The organism is Arthrobacter sp. 01T414 (genome assembly GCF_056398965.1).
This window is the reverse complement of the sequence record NZ_JBFTQK010000002.1, coordinates 535,934-553,382: the sequence shown is the minus strand read 5'-3', so window position 1 is coordinate 553,382 and position 17,449 is coordinate 535,934. Positions and strand designations below refer to the sequence as shown.

At 64.5% G+C, this 17,449-nt stretch carries 13 protein-coding genes and 2 pseudogenes; 6 read left to right on the top strand and 9 right to left on the bottom strand.

Going from position 1 to position 17,449, the window contains the following annotated elements:
- Positions 1-490: 490 nt before the first annotated feature.
- The gene (locus AC1DK9_RS07995) at positions 491-2,815 is read right to left on the bottom strand and encodes a heavy metal translocating P-type ATPase (protein WP_476915556.1); all 2,325 of its coding nucleotides are present in this window, start codon (positions 2,813-2,815) and stop codon (positions 491-493) included.
- A 201-nt stretch (positions 2,816-3,016) separates the two neighbouring features.
- On the opposite strand from AC1DK9_RS07995, the gene AC1DK9_RS07990 reads away from it, so the two are divergent.
- On the top strand, positions 3,017-3,739 hold the full coding sequence (locus tag AC1DK9_RS07990) for a VIT1/CCC1 transporter family protein (RefSeq protein WP_476915555.1): 723 nt from the start codon (positions 3,017-3,019) through the stop codon (positions 3,737-3,739).
- A 233-nt stretch (positions 3,740-3,972) separates the two neighbouring features.
- Here AC1DK9_RS07990 and AC1DK9_RS07985 read toward each other — a convergent pair whose 3' ends face one another.
- From AC1DK9_RS07985 to AC1DK9_RS07975, 3 genes are all read right to left on the bottom strand, one after another.
- Positions 3,973-5,505 (bottom strand): 2Fe-2S iron-sulfur cluster-binding protein, encoded by a 1,533-nt coding sequence (locus AC1DK9_RS07985; protein ID WP_476915554.1) that lies wholly within the window; start codon positions 5,503-5,505, stop codon positions 3,973-3,975.
- Complete coding sequence (locus AC1DK9_RS07980; protein ID WP_476915553.1) at positions 5,502-6,494, bottom strand: FAD:protein FMN transferase; 993 nt, start codon at positions 6,492-6,494, stop codon at positions 5,502-5,504. The genes AC1DK9_RS07985 and AC1DK9_RS07980 overlap by 4 nt, the downstream gene beginning before the upstream one ends.
- A gap of 329 nt (positions 6,495-6,823) precedes the next feature.
- Entirely contained in the window at positions 6,824-7,186 is a 363-nt protein-coding gene (locus AC1DK9_RS07975; RefSeq protein WP_476915552.1) for a hypothetical protein, read from the bottom strand.
- 133 nt (positions 7,187-7,319) lie between these two features.
- Between AC1DK9_RS07975 and AC1DK9_RS07970 the strand changes: the two genes are divergently transcribed.
- Entirely contained in the window at positions 7,320-8,003 is a 684-nt protein-coding gene (locus tag AC1DK9_RS07970) for a response regulator transcription factor (protein WP_476915551.1), read from the top strand.
- 11 nt (positions 8,004-8,014) lie between these two features.
- Positions 8,015-9,409: a sensor histidine kinase gene (locus tag AC1DK9_RS07965; RefSeq protein ID WP_476915550.1), complete on the top strand. Its 1,395-nt coding sequence runs from the start codon at positions 8,015-8,017 to the stop codon at positions 9,407-9,409.
- A 111-nt stretch (positions 9,410-9,520) separates the two neighbouring features.
- On the opposite strand, the gene AC1DK9_RS07960 is transcribed toward AC1DK9_RS07965, so the two are convergent.
- Positions 9,521-10,474 carry an alpha/beta hydrolase gene (locus AC1DK9_RS07960; protein ID WP_476915549.1) on the bottom strand — a complete coding sequence of 318 codons (954 nt, stop codon included), beginning with the start codon at positions 10,472-10,474 and terminating at the stop codon, positions 9,521-9,523.
- A 975-nt stretch (positions 10,475-11,449) separates the two neighbouring features.
- On the opposite strand from AC1DK9_RS07960, the pseudogene AC1DK9_RS07955 reads away from it, so the two are divergent.
- Positions 11,450-11,719: pseudogene (locus tag AC1DK9_RS07955) on the top strand (HAD family hydrolase); the annotation flags it as partial.
- 23 nt (positions 11,720-11,742) lie between these two features.
- Positions 11,743-11,940, top strand: a complete 198-nt coding sequence (locus tag AC1DK9_RS07950) for an HAD family hydrolase (RefSeq protein ID WP_476915636.1) — start codon at positions 11,743-11,745, stop codon at positions 11,938-11,940.
- A gap of 44 nt (positions 11,941-11,984) precedes the next feature.
- On the opposite strand, the gene AC1DK9_RS07945 is transcribed toward AC1DK9_RS07950, so the two are convergent.
- Entirely contained in the window at positions 11,985-13,004 is a 1,020-nt protein-coding gene (locus AC1DK9_RS07945; protein WP_476915548.1) for a protein kinase domain-containing protein, read from the bottom strand.
- Between the two features lie 178 nt (positions 13,005-13,182).
- Here AC1DK9_RS07945 and AC1DK9_RS07940 point away from each other — a divergent pair.
- A pseudogene (locus AC1DK9_RS07940) lies at positions 13,183-13,481 on the top strand (recombinase family protein); the annotation flags it as partial.
- Positions 13,482-14,400: 919 nt separating this feature from the next.
- Here the strand turns inward: AC1DK9_RS07940 and AC1DK9_RS07935 are convergent.
- The 3 genes from AC1DK9_RS07935 to AC1DK9_RS07925 are packed head-to-tail and all read right to left on the bottom strand — an operon-like array spanning position 14,401 to position 17,422.
- The gene (locus tag AC1DK9_RS07935; protein WP_476915547.1) at positions 14,401-15,258 is read right to left on the bottom strand and encodes a class II fructose-bisphosphate aldolase; all 858 of its coding nucleotides are present in this window, start codon (positions 15,256-15,258) and stop codon (positions 14,401-14,403) included.
- The gene (locus tag AC1DK9_RS07930) at positions 15,249-16,244 is read right to left on the bottom strand and encodes a 1-phosphofructokinase family hexose kinase (protein WP_476915546.1); all 996 of its coding nucleotides are present in this window, start codon (positions 16,242-16,244) and stop codon (positions 15,249-15,251) included. Before AC1DK9_RS07930 ends, AC1DK9_RS07935 begins: the two co-directional genes overlap by 10 nt.
- The gene (locus AC1DK9_RS07925; RefSeq protein WP_476915545.1) at positions 16,241-17,422 is read right to left on the bottom strand and encodes an SIS domain-containing protein; all 1,182 of its coding nucleotides are present in this window, start codon (positions 17,420-17,422) and stop codon (positions 16,241-16,243) included. The genes AC1DK9_RS07930 and AC1DK9_RS07925 overlap by 4 nt, the downstream gene beginning before the upstream one ends.
- Between the last annotated feature and the right edge of the window lie 27 nt (positions 17,423-17,449).

Below are 17,449 nucleotides of genomic sequence, written 5' to 3'. Positions count from 1 at the left end.
CCCAAAACGTTTCCTGAGGTCAGCCAACCGCACCATGGCATCCGCGCACATGACATCAGTGTCCTGTTTGAGACCACTCGGCTACAGAGTCTTTGGGCCCGCAGACCGTCAGGCCGAGACAATCACTCCGTCCCCGCGGCTGTCGCTGAGTGGCCTGCCGCTCCCTTGGTTTCCGGTTCGTGATTTGTTTACGGCGGGTAGGCCCTGGATCCCATACCCATACCCCAGCAGTTGATGTAAGACTGCAGTTATGGAGCAGTGGATTTTTGGATTTATCGTAGGTCTTTGCGTTGGTGTCGGTTCAATGGCAGCTTTCAAGGCAAAGAAATAGACGCTGAAATTCCGAGGGTTGGGACTGCCGCTGGCGGCAAGGCCGTGTCTCGGTCCCGTCGCCGGGCTCGCCTGCACTCAGGGACCACTTCGCAGGAGTGAATGGTGTGTCTGCGGGGAGCAGAACCCTTCCACTTCCTCGTTGGCTGGCGGGAGGCTGTTATGGGAGGCGCGTTCCGGAGGCTTTGCTCCCGGACGGGGCATCCGGGATGAGGCTGAAGGCCCCTTCCTCTTCCAGGGCGTTGTGGAGTCTGAGGATGGCGTAGAGGCCGTAGAGCAGGCGGCGGAGTTCGATGACGTCTTCGGCCCGGATTTCTTCATCGAGTCCGTCCAGCAGGCGGCGGAGCCGGCTGATGAGGTGTTCGATTTCGGCGTGGGTCCGGCTCATGTCGGCTGTGGCATTCGGCCCGTCGAGGGCGCGGGCGACCAGGGGAACGAGGAGCTGCTCGTCGGCGCGTTCGTGGGGGAGCAGTTCGGTTTCAAGGCGGTGGAGGAGGGTCCGGGCAGGGGCCAGGTCAGGGTCCCGGGTGGTGAGGGTGTCCGCGACGGCGCGTATCTGTTCGACGACGGCGCTCATCGCGTCGTGCTGGGATTTGAGTTGGTGTGCGGTGGCGATGTCCGCCGGCGCCATGTTGATGGTATGTGATTTTCCGGGGATCACTGCGCGCAGGGCGATCCCGATCGCGAGGACGTCGATGATCTCCTGCAGGACAGCTCCGGCGGCCGGTGCGAGGAAACCGGCGGCTGCTGCGATCATGGCCGCCAGCGACAGCCCCATACCTACAAGTACTGCCTGAAGGCCGATCCCCATGGATCGTCGGGCGATGAGGATCGCGTCTGCCAGCGCATCGATGCGGTCCACGGTCAGTACGACGTCGGCCGCTTCCGAGGAGGCCGTGGCGCCGCGTGCTGCCAGGGCCACGCCCACCCCGGCCGCGGCGAGAGCCGGCGCGTCGTTCACACCGTCCCCGACCATAATCGTCGCCGCGTCCGCTGATTCTTCAGTGATCACATGCAGCTTCTCGCCGGGGTCACAGTCTGCCCGGACGGAATCGACCCCGACGATCCGGCCCACCGTGTGGGCGATGTCCTCCCGGTCACCTGTCACGAGGACAATCCTGCTGATGCCCGCGCCGCGCAGGGCACGGATCATCCGCGGGGCGTCGGGGCGGACAGGGTCCTCCAGCAGGAAGGCGCCGGAGGGTTCCCCGTCAACCGCGATGAACACGGTGAGGGATCCGTCGAGGTCAGCGCGCCGGCGCACCTGACGTACCCAGCCCGGTTCCGTACCGGGTGTGATCCACGCGGCCTTGCCGAGCTTGACTTCATGGATTCCGACCGTTCCCTGGAGCCCGTAGCCGTGTTCCTCGCGGACGTTTTCGGGCATTTGAAGGTCAAGGTTCCGGCGGGTGGCCGCGGACACGATCGCGCTGGCCAGGACATGGGGTGAGACCTGGTCAAGGGAGGCTGCCAGCCGCAGCATCTCGTCGGCATCGATACTGTCGGCGGCCGTGATCGTGTCAGCCACGGTGGGCTGCCCCCGGGTCAGGGTGCCTGTTTTGTCAAAGAGCGCAACCCGGCCTGCGGCGAGGCGTTCCAGTGCGCCGCCGCCTTTGATCACGACGCCGATGCTCGCGGCACGCGAGAGCCCGGACATGATCGCGATCGGGGCGGCAAGCAGCAGCGGGCAAGGCGTCGCGACGACGAGCACGGCCACGGCCCGCACAGGGTCGGAGCTGAGCGCCCAGGCCGCCCCAGCCAAAACCAGGGTTAGGGGGACAAAGAAGGCAGCGAACCGGTCCGCGGTGCGCACGAACGGCGCCGAAGCGGCCTGCGCCTGCTCCACCAGGCGGACCACACCCGCGTAGGTCGAATCCGCTGCGGCGGCGGTCGCCAGCAGGTCAATCGGCGCACCGGCGTTCACCACACCGCTGCGGACATCATCGCCGACGAGTCTTTCCACGGGCAGCGATTCCCCTGTCAATGCGGACTCATCCAGAATCCCGGCCGACAGGAGCCTTCCATCCACGGCGAGGACTTCACCCGTGCCGACCACAAGCCGGTCGCCTACGGCAAGCGCTTCCACGGGAACGGATTCGACGCCGCCCTCGACGCGTCGGCGGGCCGTGCGTGGCGCACGCTCTACCAGCAGGCTCAGTTCCCGCCGGGCACGGGCCTGCGCCCGCGCTTCCAGAAGGCGGCCCGTGGCGAGCATTACCGTGATCATGGCCCCGGCGAATGGCTCGTTGACCCACAGCGCACCGCCCAGAGCCAGCACCGCGATGACGTCCACACTGGCCTGCCTGCGCCGAAACGCACCCGCCGTCCACGCGATGGCGAACACCAGGCCAAGAACTGTCCCCACCGCCCAGAACATCCCCGCCACCGGGTACCAGCCAAGCAACCAGGCCGCGCCGCCACCTAGCAGCAGAAGCGCGGAGGCAATGAACAGCAGCAACTCAGTGCGGGCACGCAGGTAGGCCATTGGCCCATACTCACATGCCGGACGGGCCCCGAAGAAGCGCCGAAAGGCCCATACCCGCGCCTATTGGGCCCCGACACCGGCACTTCTCGGCAGCAGACAAGAATCATGCTGTCACGTCGGACGGCAACAGCCGGTCGTGCGGCGCTCCGCTTGTCGACGCGGTACTGGTGCTGCCGGGCCACGGGATGGTTATCTGATGACATGACAGAGCCGATGAGCACCCACCCCGACGAACCGCACAATGCGAACTTCGCTGCCCGCCTGAATTGGCTTCGCGCCGGGGTCCTCGGCGCCAACGACGGGATCGTCTCCGTCGCCGCGACGGTCGTCGGCGTTGCCGGGGTCACCAACGAGCCCGCCCCGATCCTGGTGGCAGGCATGGCTGCCGTTGTCGGCGGTGCGATTTCCATGGCCCTGGGCGAGTACGTGTCAGTGAGCAGCCAGCGCGACAGCCAACGCGCGCTGATCGAGAAGGAACGCTGGGAACTCGCCGAGGACCCTGAGGCCGAACTGGCCGAACTCACCGGGATCTACCAGGCCAAGGGCCTGAGCCGGGACACCGCCCACCGGGTGGCCGAGGAACTGACCGAACATGATGCCCTGGCCGCCCATCTCTCGGCCGAGTTGAACATTGACGAGAGCGATGTCGTCAGCCCCTGGCACGCAGCCTATGCCTCGGCCGGCGCGTTCGCGGTGGGTGCGGTGTTGCCGATGCTTGCCATCTTGCTGCCTCCGGCGGAACTGCGGGTACCCGTGACGTTTGTTGCTGTCCTGATTGCGCTGGGCCTGACCGGAATGCTCAGCGCCTACATCGGCGGAAGCTCCAAGCGCGTCGCCGCCATCCGGCTGGTCGTTGGCGGGGCGCTGGCACTGGCGGCTACCTACTTCGTGGGCACCCTGCTCGGAGCCACAGGAATTGTGTAAACCCGATTTCACACGGCTCACCTACCACTTCCCATAGAGGCCGCACCGCACCCTCCCAGAACCCGGATGCTGGTGTCACGAGTCATTGGGTCTTAATCCTTTGCACCTGACTTGCGGTGTCTGCAGCTTGCAGGCTGGCAAAGACACACTATTGGCTTTCCAGACATTGCGAGTGCGGAAGACCTGGCGCGCGTGGTGGGCCAACTACCCTGCCGCGTTGCTGATTGCTGTCTTCAGATGTCCAGGACGAGGGAGGGACTGAATGCGCGGGATACGCAGGGGTACATGACCCCTCTGGATTCCCGGTCCTGCTCGCTCTGGATCGAGTCGAGATGTTGGGGGGAACCGCTAAGGACCCGGACTTCGCAGGTGCCGCAGAGACCTTCGCCGCATGAACCGGCAATGGGGACCGCTTGTTCTTGAAGGGCGTGAAGGACGGAGACACCGGCAGGGACGTGTATTTCTTTGCCGCTTCGCCCGCAGGTTATGTCCACGGGTCGGGCCGGCGCATTACCGCCCTTCGAGGCAGGTGAGAAGCGCTCGACGTGGAGCCTGCTGGCAGGTACGAGGTCGGTGGCCTCGCTGAGCAGGCGCTCCGGGCCGCACACGTAGACCTCGGTCTCGGCGCTCCGGGCGGCCAGCAGGGCCGCAAGGTCCAGGCGGCCCGGATGTTCATGCCGGGCATGGACCACGACGCGGTCCGGATGTGTGGCGACCAGGGTGTTGAGGTAGGGCATCGCCGTGCGGGTCCGTCCGAGGTAGACCAGGTCCCACTGCCTTCCGGTTGGTAGAGATTCGATCATGGTCTTGATGGGGGTGATCCCGATGCCGGCAGCGATGAACAGGTAGTGGTGGGCCGGGACGAGTCGAAAGTGGTTCCCCGGCCCTGAGATATCGATCCGCTGGCCGGGCTGGGCGTGTTCATGCAGCCATAGGCTTCCTCCCCGGGAAGGCTCGGCCAGGCGGACCGCGATGGTGTAACTGTCGCGCGCGGCCGGGTCCCCGCAGAGCGAATACTGCCGGTCCATACCCGTCGGCAGATGGAGGGTCAGATGCGCGCCGGGCTCCCAGAGTGGAAGGGGTTCGCCGTCAGGCGCGGCCAGCTGTATGGACAGCACACCGTCTGCCAGCGGTTGGGCCGAGCGGATTATGGCAGCCCTCGGCCCGACGCCGGCCACCCCCGGACCGGCGGCGGCCGGTTCCCTCACGGCCGAGGGGGTTTGTTTTGTGGAAACACCAGGCCCTGGTGCCAGGATTCGCACGAGAGTAGCAACGACGAGCAGAAGTACCAGCAGGATCGCCGTGAGCCGGTATCCCCAGGCGCCGGCGTCGCTCCCGGACCATCCCGCATGGAATGACACCAGCAGCACTGCCCCGTAGCTTGAGTAATGCAGGCCCTTCCAGAATCTGCGGGGCAAGCGGTGCATCAGTAAGGACGAGCCCTGGACGGCGACGAGCAGGTAGAACGCCACGATTCCCAGCGCTACCGGAACCGGACGGTACTCTGCGGCGAAGGGGACCAAGAGCTCGTCCACGGAGAACGCGGCCCAGGAGTCCAGCATGAGGGAGATCATGTGCATGCCCGCCATCAGCAGCGCGACCCCGCCCATCCACCTGTGGAGATCGCGCAACCATCCCGGGTTGTCGATTTTCCACAGGACCCGGGTGGAGAGCAGGATTCCCCAGACGGCCGAGACGCTCAGCAGGGTCCAGGCGATCATGGCGCTTGCACGGGTGACATACCACCAGATGTGCGGATCGTTCATTGGAAGTCTTTCCACCCGGTAGAAAAGAGCGGCTGTCGATCGCCGGGCACAATCATCGCCTCGCCGCCGAGCCGGGCGATCAGCCCGAATGCTGCAGCAGGTTCCGTGTTGAAGGCCAGCTTGGTCAGTGCCTCGGCCCGGGCTCCGCTGCCGGCGATGACAGTGGCGGTGACCGCGCCTGTGGTGGAGTTATGCCCTGACGAGGGATCGATCAGGTGATGCACGGGTCCCTCAACTGTTTCGAACCGGCGGTTAAGCCGGCTCGAGGTCGCGACGGCGCCGGCTCCGAGCCGAACCGTTGCGACGGGTGCCGCAGGCTCTTTGGTCGCCTCGAACGGATCTTCGACGGCGATGATCCACGCCATACCGTCGGGTGCGTCCCCGGCGACCACCAGGTCGCCCCCAACGTCAACGAGGGCACCCCGGGCACCGCCGTTGAGCGCGAATTCAACAATCATGTCCGCGGCCAGGCCCTTGCCCAGCCCGCCTGGATCCAACGTGGTGCCTTTCGGGAGGATGACAGTGCTGCCCCCTACCCGGATTCCGGCCATATCGCCGGGCCACCGAGCAGAGGCGGGAAGCACTGTCTGCAGAGCCGGATTGGTGTGGCTGGTCCGGTATCCGAGCTCCAGCAGACGGGGCAGGGTTGCCGGGTCAAAAACGCCGCCGGTCATCGACCAAGCCGCGACCAACTCCACGACCAGACGCATCGTCTCTTCGCTAAGCCGCACGGGCCTGCCTTCTGAGTTGTTGAGTACGGAGATCTCACTCCCGGGAAGGAATCGGCTCCACCGGAGCTCCAGGTCACCCAGCATGGCAAAGCAACTGTCCAACAGGGCCTGGGTCCCGCCGACCAGGGTGATCCGGGCGCTCCCTCCCATTGCCGGGCGACGGTCGTCGATGCAGCGTGGCCGGGTCGAGGGCTGGGCGTAGGCGGAGCGCACAGCATCCCGTCCACCGCGGGCCTGGGCGCTACCCGCCGGAGCCACGGGACGTTCCGTTGGGGGCGGCAGGTTTGGGCGCCGGGGTGGTGACCGCCGGTGGCCGGACCGGAACGGGGACCACGGCAGGCGCCGGAACCGGTGCGGGAACGACGCCGGGAGCTTGTGCGGGGACGACGCGAGAAGAAGTGTCCGGCTGGGGTACTGCTTGTTCGGCCGGGACCGTGGTCACCGGCAAGTTCTCGGGCGCGGGCTGCGTCTGGTTCCCGACGGCCAGTGCCGTCACGAGAGCCAGGAAAGCGGAAACGGAGAGACCCGCGACGCCGATTTTTGCATTCCGGGCCGGCGAAACGCGTGGAGCCCGCGGGGTCCGGCGATTAGTCATCATCGCCGGAGGAATCGTGTTTGGTTTCATTCTCCCCATGACCGCCCTTGTCGTTGCCGACATCGTTGCCATTCGTCGGCTGTCCCGTCCCGGCAGGGCCGGGACTCGTGCTGTTGTCATCCCCGGGCGACGGTACGAGGCTCCCGGAAGGCGAGGGGATGCCGGCGCTTGCGTCGGTGGAGGCGGGCGCGGGACTGACGGGCGTCGTCGCATTCTGCGGCAGGAGAACTTCGTTGGAGGTGCCGGTGAAACTCGGAGACGAGTTACCGAAAGTCCGGGTGTTCACCGCCAATGCCGCGGAACCCGTGAGGAGGACACCGGCAACGGATAGGACCAAAGCTGTTCGTGTCTTCATGGTTCAACCCTAGGAACCGCACGGACAGGACAGATGCCCGGCAGATCCAAGACTTGTCCAAGATCCGTACAGCAATCGGCCCTGGGCCTTTGCGGAACGGCATCAACCGTCGCCGGGGCGGACATAATCAGGTATGCAGATACTGGTGGTGGAGGACGATGAAGCAGTAGCCTCCGGCCTTGTCGAAGGGCTGACGCGGGCAGGCTTCGAGACCACCCGCGTCGGCACCGGGTCAGGGGCGCTGACAGCGGTCCGCGACAGCGGTCCGGACTTCGTGATCCTTGATCTTGGCCTGCCGGACATGGACGGCACCGACGTATGCCGGGCAATCCGGGCTTTGGCCGCGATCCCCATTGTTGTCGTCAGCGCCCGCGACGAAGAGATCGACCGGGTCCTGGCCCTCGAACTCGGTGCTGACGACTATCTCGTCAAGCCCTTCGGGATGCGCGAACTCATCGCCCGCATACGGGCCGTGTCGCGAAGGACCCAGGACCACCCCGCGGACGGGCCGCCTGCCTCGGACGCCACCCGGATCGTCGGAACGCTCAGCATCGATCAACGGTCCCGGCGCGTCCTTTTAGCCGGCACCGAGATCCACCTGACGGCCAAGGAATTCGAGCTGCTCTATTACTTGGCGGAGCAGCCCGGCACCGTGTTTCAGCGCAGCGAGATCCTACGGGCCGTTTGGGACACCAACTGGTACGGAACCACCAAAACCCTTGACGCCCATGTCGCCGCGCTCCGAAAGAAGCTTGGGGACCCGCGCTGGCTGACTGCCGTGCGGGGGGTGGGCTTCCGGCTCGAGGTGCCTCAATGAGGTTGCGGCTGATGGGGGCCTTTATGCTCGTCACCCTGTTGGTCGTCCTGGTCCAGGACATCCCGCTGGGCAACTACCTGGTGAGCGTTGAGCGGGACCGGCTCACCACGTCCCTGGAACGCGACGCCTTCCTGCTCGGCGGACGAAGCGCCGCCGCGCTGACAACCGCGGGGGCAATACCCGAGGAGGTCGCCACGGACGTCCGCCGCTATGGCCAGGCCAGCGGGGCCCGCGTGGTGATCGTCAACGACGCGGGAACAGCGGTGGCAACCTCGGATGATGACGAGTCATCCACCGGCGCCTCGTACGGCTCACGCCCGGAAATCGCTGCCGCCCTGACGGGCAAAATCACCACAGGACAGCGGTACTCCCAGACCCTTGGCACCGAACTGCTGTACGTGGCCGTTCCGGTGCTAAGCGGCGAGAAAATCGTTGGAGCTGTCCGGCTCACCTATCCCGCATCCGTTGTTGCGGATGAGGCCGCCGGCCAATTGCGTACTCTCTGGACCGTCGCGGGAACTACCGTCGCGCTTGCAGGACTTCTGGCCTTCCTGATGGCCAGTGCGGTCACTAACAGACTCAATAGACTCCGGAAAGCTACCGAACTTCTCGCGGACGGGCACCTCGAGACAAGGACGGAGGAGAACGAAGGAGCGCCGGAACTCCGCGCCCTCGGAAGCGCCTTCAACCGGATGGCAGCAAAACTGGAGCATCTGCTCCTCCAACAGCGTGGCTTTGCCTCCGATGCCTCCCACCAGCTGCGGACTCCGCTGACCGCACTTCGGCTCAAGCTGGAGAACGCGGCAGACACGATCGCCACCGAACCGGCCGCAGGAACGGCCATGGTGGAAGAAGCCCTGGCAGAGACCAACAGGCTCCAGCACATCATTGACGGTCTACTGAGATTGAGCCGGGCCGAAGGCCAGTCCATCAGTCCGACCGAAACCGATCTCAGCGAGATTGCCCGTTCCCGCCAGCAGCAATGGCAGGCACTGGCGGAGGAAACCGGTGTCCGCATCAGTGTGGACACCCCACCCCGGGCAATGATCAGGGCCATTCCGGGAGCTCCGGAACAAATCATCGACAATCTCATCGACAACGCACTTGCCGTTTCCCCCCCAGGCTCACACATCCAGCTCATGGTAGCCAAGGGCCAGCCCCCGGGCACAGTCGAACTGCATGTTCTCGATGAGGGGCCGGGGCTCTCGCCCGAAGACTGCGAGCGGGCATTCAACCGGTTCTGGAGGGGCCAGCCGAACTCCGAGGGCAGCGGCCTTGGTCTGGCTATCGTCCGACAACTGGCACAGGCCTCCGGCGCGCGGGCTGTCCTGACGCCGAAGAAGAGCCAGCCGGGGACCGATAACCCAGGGCTGGACGCGTGCGTGCAGTTTTCCGCTGCGGGGTGAGCGTGCCCGTGAGAGAGGCCACTCAAGGTACCTAGCCGCGCCCGCCGGCACCCTGCGCGGAGCCACCCTCGACGTTCGGATTTTCTGAGCGCCTATTTATCGGTTGTGGTACTAATACGAGGGCCGCCTAGGCGCCTGAAGCTTCGTCTGGATCGTGCCGGAGCCTAGGGTGACCTGTAAAAAATCGGCTTCTTTTGTGGCGATCTGCTGGAAGGGGGCACCCAGGTAGGCTTCGAAATGCCCGATCGGGTAGTGGCGGATCTCCACGACCGGGGCTTGGGCGGCGACCCTCGCGGCGAACCTGCTGGAAGCCTGCTGGTCGTGGTCGGCCAGGCACATGAGCAGGGGCATCACCAGCCGTTCGGCCGTGCCTTTTCTGTAGCGGGGCAGAGCGAACAGGAAGCGCGGCGCGAGGGCGTTCTCCCACCCCGTGCTTTCCCCACCGAGCGCCTCGAATGCTGCCTTGGCATCTGGTTCGGTGAACACCGCTATCTGGCCCGGATCCGCGATGACCGGGACCAGCAGTGGCGGCCGGCCTCTCCATTTGCGGAGGAGGTCTCGCATCGCCGCACCGGTAAACCGGACCGTGCGCGCCAAAACGTCCCGGTTCAGCCGCTCAAGCAGGCCGCGTCCCCGGTGGTACCCGTCTATCAGCGGCACCTGGGACACCGCGGCGGCGATACCGGAATCTCCGGCAGCAACTGCGAGCACATGGCCGCCACTGAGGGATGTTCCCCATAGACCGATCCGGGCAGGGTCAATACCGGGGCAGGAACGGGCATACGCGACGGCGGACCGGTAGTCATCGCGTTGTGCCTCGATGTCGATGACTTGTCGTGGTGTGCCGTCGCTTGTTCCGAAGTACCGGTAGTCGAAGACCAGGACGGCCATGCCACGGGCAGCGAATGCCTCGGAGTAACGGGGCAGACCGAGCCGTTTCGTTCCGCTGGCACCGTGACCCATCACCACGCACGGGACAGGCCGGTCCGCGGCGTCGGGCCAGTAGAGGTCGGCGGCGCAGCGTAGGCCGCCGGATATGAAGATGGCTTCACTCACGCTGGACATCGGCATCCTTCCCCCGTGATGTGTTCAGCATAGGAGTGTGGGCCGGTTCGGGGTAAGGCCCGGGGGCCGCGAGGCTCACCGACCACTCGTTTACCCGTCGAGACTGCCAGACGGAGCTGGCAGAGGCTCGAAACCCCGAGTGGAAGGCGCCGCAGGTCCGGCAATGGTTCCACAACAAGAGCGAAAAGGGCCGCGCTGCGCTCGGACAGCACAAGCATCTTTCTTTTCCTTTTTGCTGCTGTCCGTTGGATCATACGTGCCCGCTCCACCGGCTCAACCGTCCTGCGGACGGCCGCGCACCGGATGCCTTGGGTCGGCGCTTCGCTTATTTCCTCCCACAATCCATCCGCTGCTTGCCCTTCGGGTTGCCCCGGCTCCGTCGGGCACAGCTCCGCGATGCTCCGCCAGCAGGCAAAAAACATAGTGGGGGAGAGGGAAGCCGGTACTTACGGCGCCCGCCCCGCCCGAGCGAAACGGAGCATCACCTTGAGCACAAGAACCATGACCCGCACGGTCACGACCGACACCGCCGAAGCGGTCACCGCCCCGGCCCTTCCCTCCAACGACCGGGCCGGAGACGGGTACGACTGGATGGACACCCTCGAGGGCACCGAATGGTCGGTCCTGCCGAACTGGGGCAGCGACGGCTGGGACGCCGGAGCCTGGCCCCACATCATCTTCGTCGTCGCCCGCCCCCGAGACTGGAACGGGGAACTGTTCAGTTACGGCACCTGCGTCGAAGGCGACACCTCCGTCCACTGGTTCCGGTCCAGGACGCCTGCTTCGAAGCGATCACCGCCGAGGTGTTCTTCCACTGGACCGCCGGCCAGTCCGACGGACCCGAGACCCTCCCTGCCACCCCCGCCGAACTGCCGCGCAAGTACCGGAAACCCTACCCCGGCTGGACGGACTAGAAACACCCCCGGATGTCCCGGCCGCCACCGGCCGGGGCACCGGGACACCCGCCAACATCCGTTGACAACATCATTGAGATTCCCTCGAACGAACGGCGAACTGGACGAACTGTTCGCCAAATACCTCCAAAGCTATGAAGAAGCCTGGACAGCATTTCCCGACGCAATCACCACCGTTAGGGACGTCCGCGCCATGGGTTTGCCCATCGCCGTCGTCACCAACGGGAATTACAACCAACAGAGCTTGAAGATCAGCCGCATAGGACTCGAGGGACTCCTGGACGGAATCTTCAGCTCCGAACTGATGAACCATGCCAAACCGGAACCTGAGGCCTTCACCGCCCCTGTCAAAGCTTGGATGTATCGCCCTCCGAGGCCCTTTACGTCGGGGATAACTACCGTGTTGACGTTGAAGGAGCAAGGGACGCGGGACTCCAGGCACTCCATCTTGATCGCGAAGGTCCCAAGCGGGAGAGAACAATTCAAAGCCTCGCGGAACTACCGTCGCTACTTGCAGGAAGCGGGTTGCTTGCGCGGGCCGGCCGCCCGTAAGCCCATCCCCCTACGGGACCGTTGATCCTTTTGATTTCAAGGTCCTACGGGTGTCGGTATTGCGTGGCCAACGCATCCTGCATGAGGACGGCGAACATCTCAGTTATGTAGACAGCAACACTCGCGTGTTTTGCGATCAGATCCGTGCCGTCGCCGAGTGCCGCATGAACTGGGTCCAGCGCTGGCGTCGTCGGGTCAGTGGCGACAGCGCGCAATAGCTCCAGGCGCTGCGGGCCGGAGATAAAGCCGAGTTCGAAGAGCGTCCAGTGAAACAGGTGCATCAGGGCAGTGTCACGGTCGAAGCCGTCGTGCGTAGGCATGGATGCTATCTCCTCCTCGCTGAGGTCGAACTCATGGTGGAGCGCCAGACCGAAGTCTGTGAAGAGCAGTCTGCCTTCGCGGATGAGGATGTTCCCTGGGTGCACATCGAAGTGCTGGAATCCGCGCTTGTTCATCCATGCGGTGGCCTTGAGGAGCTGGTCGACCACGTCAGGGAAGACGGTCGCGGCCCTGCCTTCGGCGATACTCGTGCGGACCCAGGCGCCCAGCGTCTCGGGCACGTACTCGAGGAAAAGTACCATGCTCTTGGAAGCTTCCTTCATCGCGGTGAGCTTGGATTGGACCTGAGGCCAGTGTGGTCCCCACTGGCGGGGAGAAGCAGGGCCGTCGAACTCGCGAAGGTCTGCCTCGCACTTCACATCAACGACTCGCCAGCCAAGTAGCAGTGGAAAGAAATCAGCGGCTTCCGTGTAGACCCACCCCGATGTCAGTTGATGTGCGGCTAGTTCTCGCTCGACCGCGTGGGTAGGGCTTCCTATCCCGTAGTGGGAGACAAAGGGGAGCTGGAGTCGACTCGCCGTGGCCGTCGGCTCCGCTTCCTCGATGCTCGTCAGAGGGAGCCGTTTCACGAAAACAACCGATCCGCCGATGTCGACTGTGTTAGTGGTTCCCCCGATGCCAATGCCAACTGGCGCAGCAGTGTCAATCAGTTTTAGGATCTCCGCATCATCTAGCCCGGCGAGCATCGAAGAGATTCTTCGGGCTTCATCTATGCGTCCTGTCATGACCACACCCTACGGGCAGCGGGCGCCGCGCTCCGTCCGTAAGCCGGTCGATCACCGTGCCGGGGAAGCCAGCCGCCACGTCCCCCCGCCATTGCTGGCCGGGGCTATGCACGTAAGACCCGCACGATGAAATGCACGGTGACGGGGGGATTACTGCAACCATTTTTGTTAGCCCGGAATGAAGATCGGCTATGCCCGGGTCTCGACGAACGACCAAGACCTGACCGCCCAAGGAACCGCTCTCCTTGCCCTTGGAGTTGACATAGCCGATGAGGTGGCGTCCAAAGGGGTAGTGCTTAGTCTTCGCGGCAACAGCCACGACCCAACTGCCCCGGTCGTCCGGTTGCTTTTTAACGTCTTGAGAATGGTGGCCGAGTTTGAGGCTAATTTGATCTGGATGCGCACCTGCGCGGGCATGGGGGTCGCAAATTAATGGGTCAGCTGATGGGCAAGCAGCCAAAATTGTCTAAGACGCAGCGGGAAGGATCTTGGAAGCATCCGCGTTCTGGTGCTGGCGGCCGGGCGAAAAACAGGGTGTGCACAATGTGCACACCTGGGGCTTCGGATCGGGTCGTACTGGTGCCGGACTGGGCCGGATTGCGGAGGTTTTCGGGGGAGTGGCGGATTGCAGGGTCTGGAACCCGGTTCGAGTCCCACCTCGGGCACGTGTTTTCCCTGTTCAGGGGCTTGTTGGCCACTGAGTGCGCACAAATCTTCTCCGATGGGCCCCTGCGGGGCCCATTTTTTATTGGTGGCCGACCGTTCGGGCCTTTGCTACTTCTTCATGGATGCCAGCGGCGTCGACTACATGACGTCGTGGACTCGGGAGGGGATAGGCCGTAGGGAGCGCCCTGCTATCTGGCTCGGGGCCCTAGTGGACGGTTCGCACTTTCCCGTTTCCGGCTTGATTCCCGGTCTTCCGTTATCCGACGGTTCCAAATCCTGGGGCGTTGTTCAAGTATTCCTGGCGGGTCCGAGCGGGTTCGTCCCGACCTCCGCTGGCTGAGAGATGAGGCGGCACGATCACCGCGCAATCTGGTATCGCTGTCTGCATCGACCGAACAGTTAGTCGTGGCCATTCGGGCTCCTTGGGAACTCGTCCGGGTGATGCCGCGCGGACCTGCCCAGAACCAGAACGGCTCCGACCATCGCTGACACCGACGCTCAAATCGCTTGGCGAACGGCCAGGTGGAATTGGACAGCAAGCGTTTGGTCGGCGGCCCAGGCAGGGTACCGGGGGCGATGCTTCCAGACGCTTCAGACTTTGGCGACATCGCTTGCTGCAGATTCAGGTGCTTGAAATGAATTCCCGCCCCTGAGTTGAAGATCGATGGGGCTTGGAGGAGGACAGCTCCGGTCACTCAGGTGGCTGACCGGCCTCGGCTAAATTCAGCACTTACGCGGATCTTACGTCACGCTCGACAGCAGCAAAAAGGGTGAGCAATCTCGCCGCCTCGGGCACCAGGGCGTCTCGCCCTGCGCGGAGGTATTTGCGGGAGTCGACCATCGTTGGGTCGTTGTCGAGACACTTGCGGACGGCTCGCGTGAAGAACCCATTCAAGTGTGTGGAAACATTGATTTTGGTCATCCCTGCCGATATTGCGGCGGCTATGTTCGCGTCGGCGACACCGGAAGATCCGTGCAGAACCAAGGGAATATTTAGGGCCCGGTGCAGGGCGGCAATCAAGTCGAGGTCAAGCTCGGCGCGGCGTTCGATCATTGCGTGGGAGGAGCCTACGGCGACCGCGAGGGCGTCGACTCCGGTCGCCGCCACGAAGTCGGCGGCTTCCCTCGGGTCTGTGCGCACGCCGGGCGCGTGGGCGCCGTCCTTGCCTCCGACTTTGCCCAATTCCGCCTCCACGTACACGCCCTTTGAATGGGCGTAGTCGGTGACGCGAGCTGTTGCCGCTACGTTGTCCGGGTAATCGAGATGGGCCCCGTCGTACATGACTGAGCCGAAGCCCAGATCTACGGCCTGCATGGCGAGCTGCTCATCCTCGGCGTGATCGAGGTGCAGGGCGACGGGGACGGCCGCCGCGCGCGCCAGCGACAGCGTTGCGAGCGTCAGGGGTTCTAGTCCGCCATGGTATTTAGCGCAGTTTTCCGAGATCTGCAGGATGAGCGGAAGGCGCGCCATTTCTGCGCCTGCGATCAGGCCTTCGGCCGTCTCCAAGTGGATGACGTTGAAGGCCCCCTGCCCGATGCTGCGGACGACCGCTTCGCCGATCAGTTCTGCGGTGGGTACTAGGGGCATGGCGTGCTCTCTTCTTGGGTAACGATCAGATGCTGTGACAGCTCTGCGTGACGGGGCGAAATCTCCCCGGCGGATGTCATGAGTACCGCGGCAGCCGACCATGTGGTTGCTAGGCGCAGGATTTGCTCCGCGTCTTTCTGGCCCGAGGCCAAGGCAACTGCCGCGGCGGCGACCGCCGCGTCGCCGGCGCCGGTCGGATTGCCGGTCAGCGGCCGAGGAAGGCGGGCTTTCAGATGGTGGCCGGGACTTTGGGCGGTGAAGGCATACATGCCTTCGGGTCCGGCGCTGACGAGAACCATCCTGGCTCCCAGTTTCAGGAGGTGCTGGGCTGCCCGGTGTAAATCGCTCTCGCCTGTAGCATCCAGCAGTTCTTCACGGTTAGGCTTCAGCAGATCAGCTCCCGCCCGGGCCGCGTCCAGCAGTGCCCGGCCGGAGGTGTCTATGATCACCGGCAAATCGTGCCGGTGGGCGAGCCTGACCAGCTCCGGGTAGAAGTCCTGGGGAGCTCGTGGGGGAAGGCTTCCGGACCCGACGATAACCCCGCAACGCGGAACGCCGCCCTCGGAGCCACGGTCCAGGGACCGCTCGATGGCCTCGTTCAGGGCCCACACCTCGGAAGCGAGAAGCGGGCCGCCGTGTTCGTTGAATATGCTGGTCGAATCGTTGACCGTGTCGACGAAAGCGATGCTGCGGCGCGTGTTGGCGGTGCCAGGGATGAGCCTGTGTGGCACGCCGCTGGCCTCCAGCTCGGCCTGGAATACGGCTCCGGTCGTGCCTCCGACCGGCGCCAGTGCAAGGACAGGATGACCCATCTGGTGGGCGACGCGGGCGACGTTCAGTCCTTTGCCGCCGGCCCGCTCCCGCGGCGCGGAGACGCGGTGTGTGCCGCCCAGATGGATGCCCTCGACGTCGTAGGTCATGTCCACCGCGGGGTTGGCCGTGACGGTGACGATGAGGCGGACTTCGGCTGCTGACGGGCAGTTCACAAGGCGCCGACTTCGCTTCCCATGGCCCCCGCATCGGTCAGCGGATGAATCCGGACACCTTGGACGACTCGGTTCACGTCCCCGCCGGGAAATGGGTTGTCCGGGGTCAGCCCCAGGTGAAGCGAGGAGGCCAGTCCGAAGAGCTGTGCGATCACTGCGTAGGCGGGGGCGAGAAACGCGTCCTCCAGGCCGGCGAGTTCGGGAAGTATCCAAGCCCGGTCCTGGGACCCGTCCAACGGTGCTGTCGAAATCGTGATCAAGTTCCCGGCGGGCAGCTCCGCACGCAACTCTGCAATGATGTCCAAGTCGTAGCGGCTCGTGTAGGGGTCGGAGGACACGAAGACCAGTACGAGGGTCTTGTCGTTAAGTACAGCTTTGGGGCCATGCCGGAAGCCCAGTGACGAGTCGTGGTAGGCAACGATCTTTCCGGCGGTCAGCTCCAGAAGCTTGAGCGCGGATTCCCGAGCTAGCCCGGCTAAGGGGCCGCTCCCGAGATAGACCACCCGCTCGTAGTTGCCCGAGACTACATCGCCAACACTGCCTGGCGCAGACTCGATAACCCGCTGCGCCGCGGATGCCAGCGCGGTGACGGCGTCGTCCTGGGGGCCGCCCAGGATGAGAAGGCAGGACAAAAGCATCGCTGTGAAGCTGGAAGTCATGGCGAAGCCTTGATCGTTCGCAAATGCCGGCATGAGCACCACCCTCGAGCGCGGGCGTTCGTTGTGTTGACCGCACAGGATCCCCTCCTCATCGCAAGTGAGGACCAAGTGGCTGACGTCGCTGAGCACTTCGTCTGCCAGATCAGTGGCTGCAAGGCTTTCAGGGCTGTTGCCCGACCTGGCAAAGGAAATAACGAGGGTCGGAACATCCTCGGCAAAATACTCTCGCGGGTTCGACACGATGTCTGTGGTGGCAACTGCATCGACTCGGCGACGGAGCAGCCGAGACAACGCGGGGGCCACGATGTCGCCCGCGAATGCGGACGTGCCTGCACCGGTCAGGACGATGCGAAGGTCGGAGCGCGCAAGCAGCGGGACCAGGAAGTCATTCAGCGCCGTGCGTTGTTCCGCGACGAGTCGAGCGGTTGCGCGCCAAATATCCGGCTGTTGGGTAATTTCCCGAATTGTGAGTTCGGACCCTGCGGCAGGTGGGAAACCGGTTTTGGGGATGCTGGTCATGAAGTTCTCCGTCAATTGAAGTTGAAA

What these genes read in the sequence shown, in the direction of transcription:
- AC1DK9_RS07995 (WP_476915556.1), bottom strand. Translation starts at nt 2,815, where the DNA reads ATGGCCTACCTGCGTGCCCGCACTGAGTTGCTGCTGTTCATTGCCTCC.
- AC1DK9_RS07990 (WP_476915555.1), top strand. Translation starts at nt 3,017, where the DNA reads ATGACAGAGCCGATGAGCACCCACCCCGACGAACCGCACAATGCGAAC.
- AC1DK9_RS07985 (WP_476915554.1), bottom strand. Translation starts at nt 5,505, where the DNA reads ATGAACGATCCGCACATCTGGTGGTATGTCACCCGTGCAAGCGCCATG.
- AC1DK9_RS07975 (WP_476915552.1), bottom strand. Translation starts at nt 7,186, where the DNA reads ATGAAGACACGAACAGCTTTGGTCCTATCCGTTGCCGGTGTCCTCCTC.
- AC1DK9_RS07970 (WP_476915551.1), top strand. Translation starts at nt 7,320, where the DNA reads ATGCAGATACTGGTGGTGGAGGACGATGAAGCAGTAGCCTCCGGCCTT.
- AC1DK9_RS07965 (WP_476915550.1), top strand. Translation starts at nt 8,015, where the DNA reads ATGGGGGCCTTTATGCTCGTCACCCTGTTGGTCGTCCTGGTCCAGGAC.
- AC1DK9_RS07960 (WP_476915549.1), bottom strand. Translation starts at nt 10,474, where the DNA reads ATGTCCAGCGTGAGTGAAGCCATCTTCATATCCGGCGGCCTACGCTGC.
- AC1DK9_RS07945 (WP_476915548.1), bottom strand. Translation starts at nt 13,004, where the DNA reads ATGACAGGACGCATAGATGAAGCCCGAAGAATCTCTTCGATGCTCGCC.
- AC1DK9_RS07935 (WP_476915547.1), bottom strand. Translation starts at nt 15,258, where the DNA reads ATGCCCCTAGTACCCACCGCAGAACTGATCGGCGAAGCGGTCGTCCGC.
- AC1DK9_RS07925 (WP_476915545.1), bottom strand. Translation starts at nt 17,422, where the DNA reads ATGACCAGCATCCCCAAAACCGGTTTCCCACCTGCCGCAGGGTCCGAA.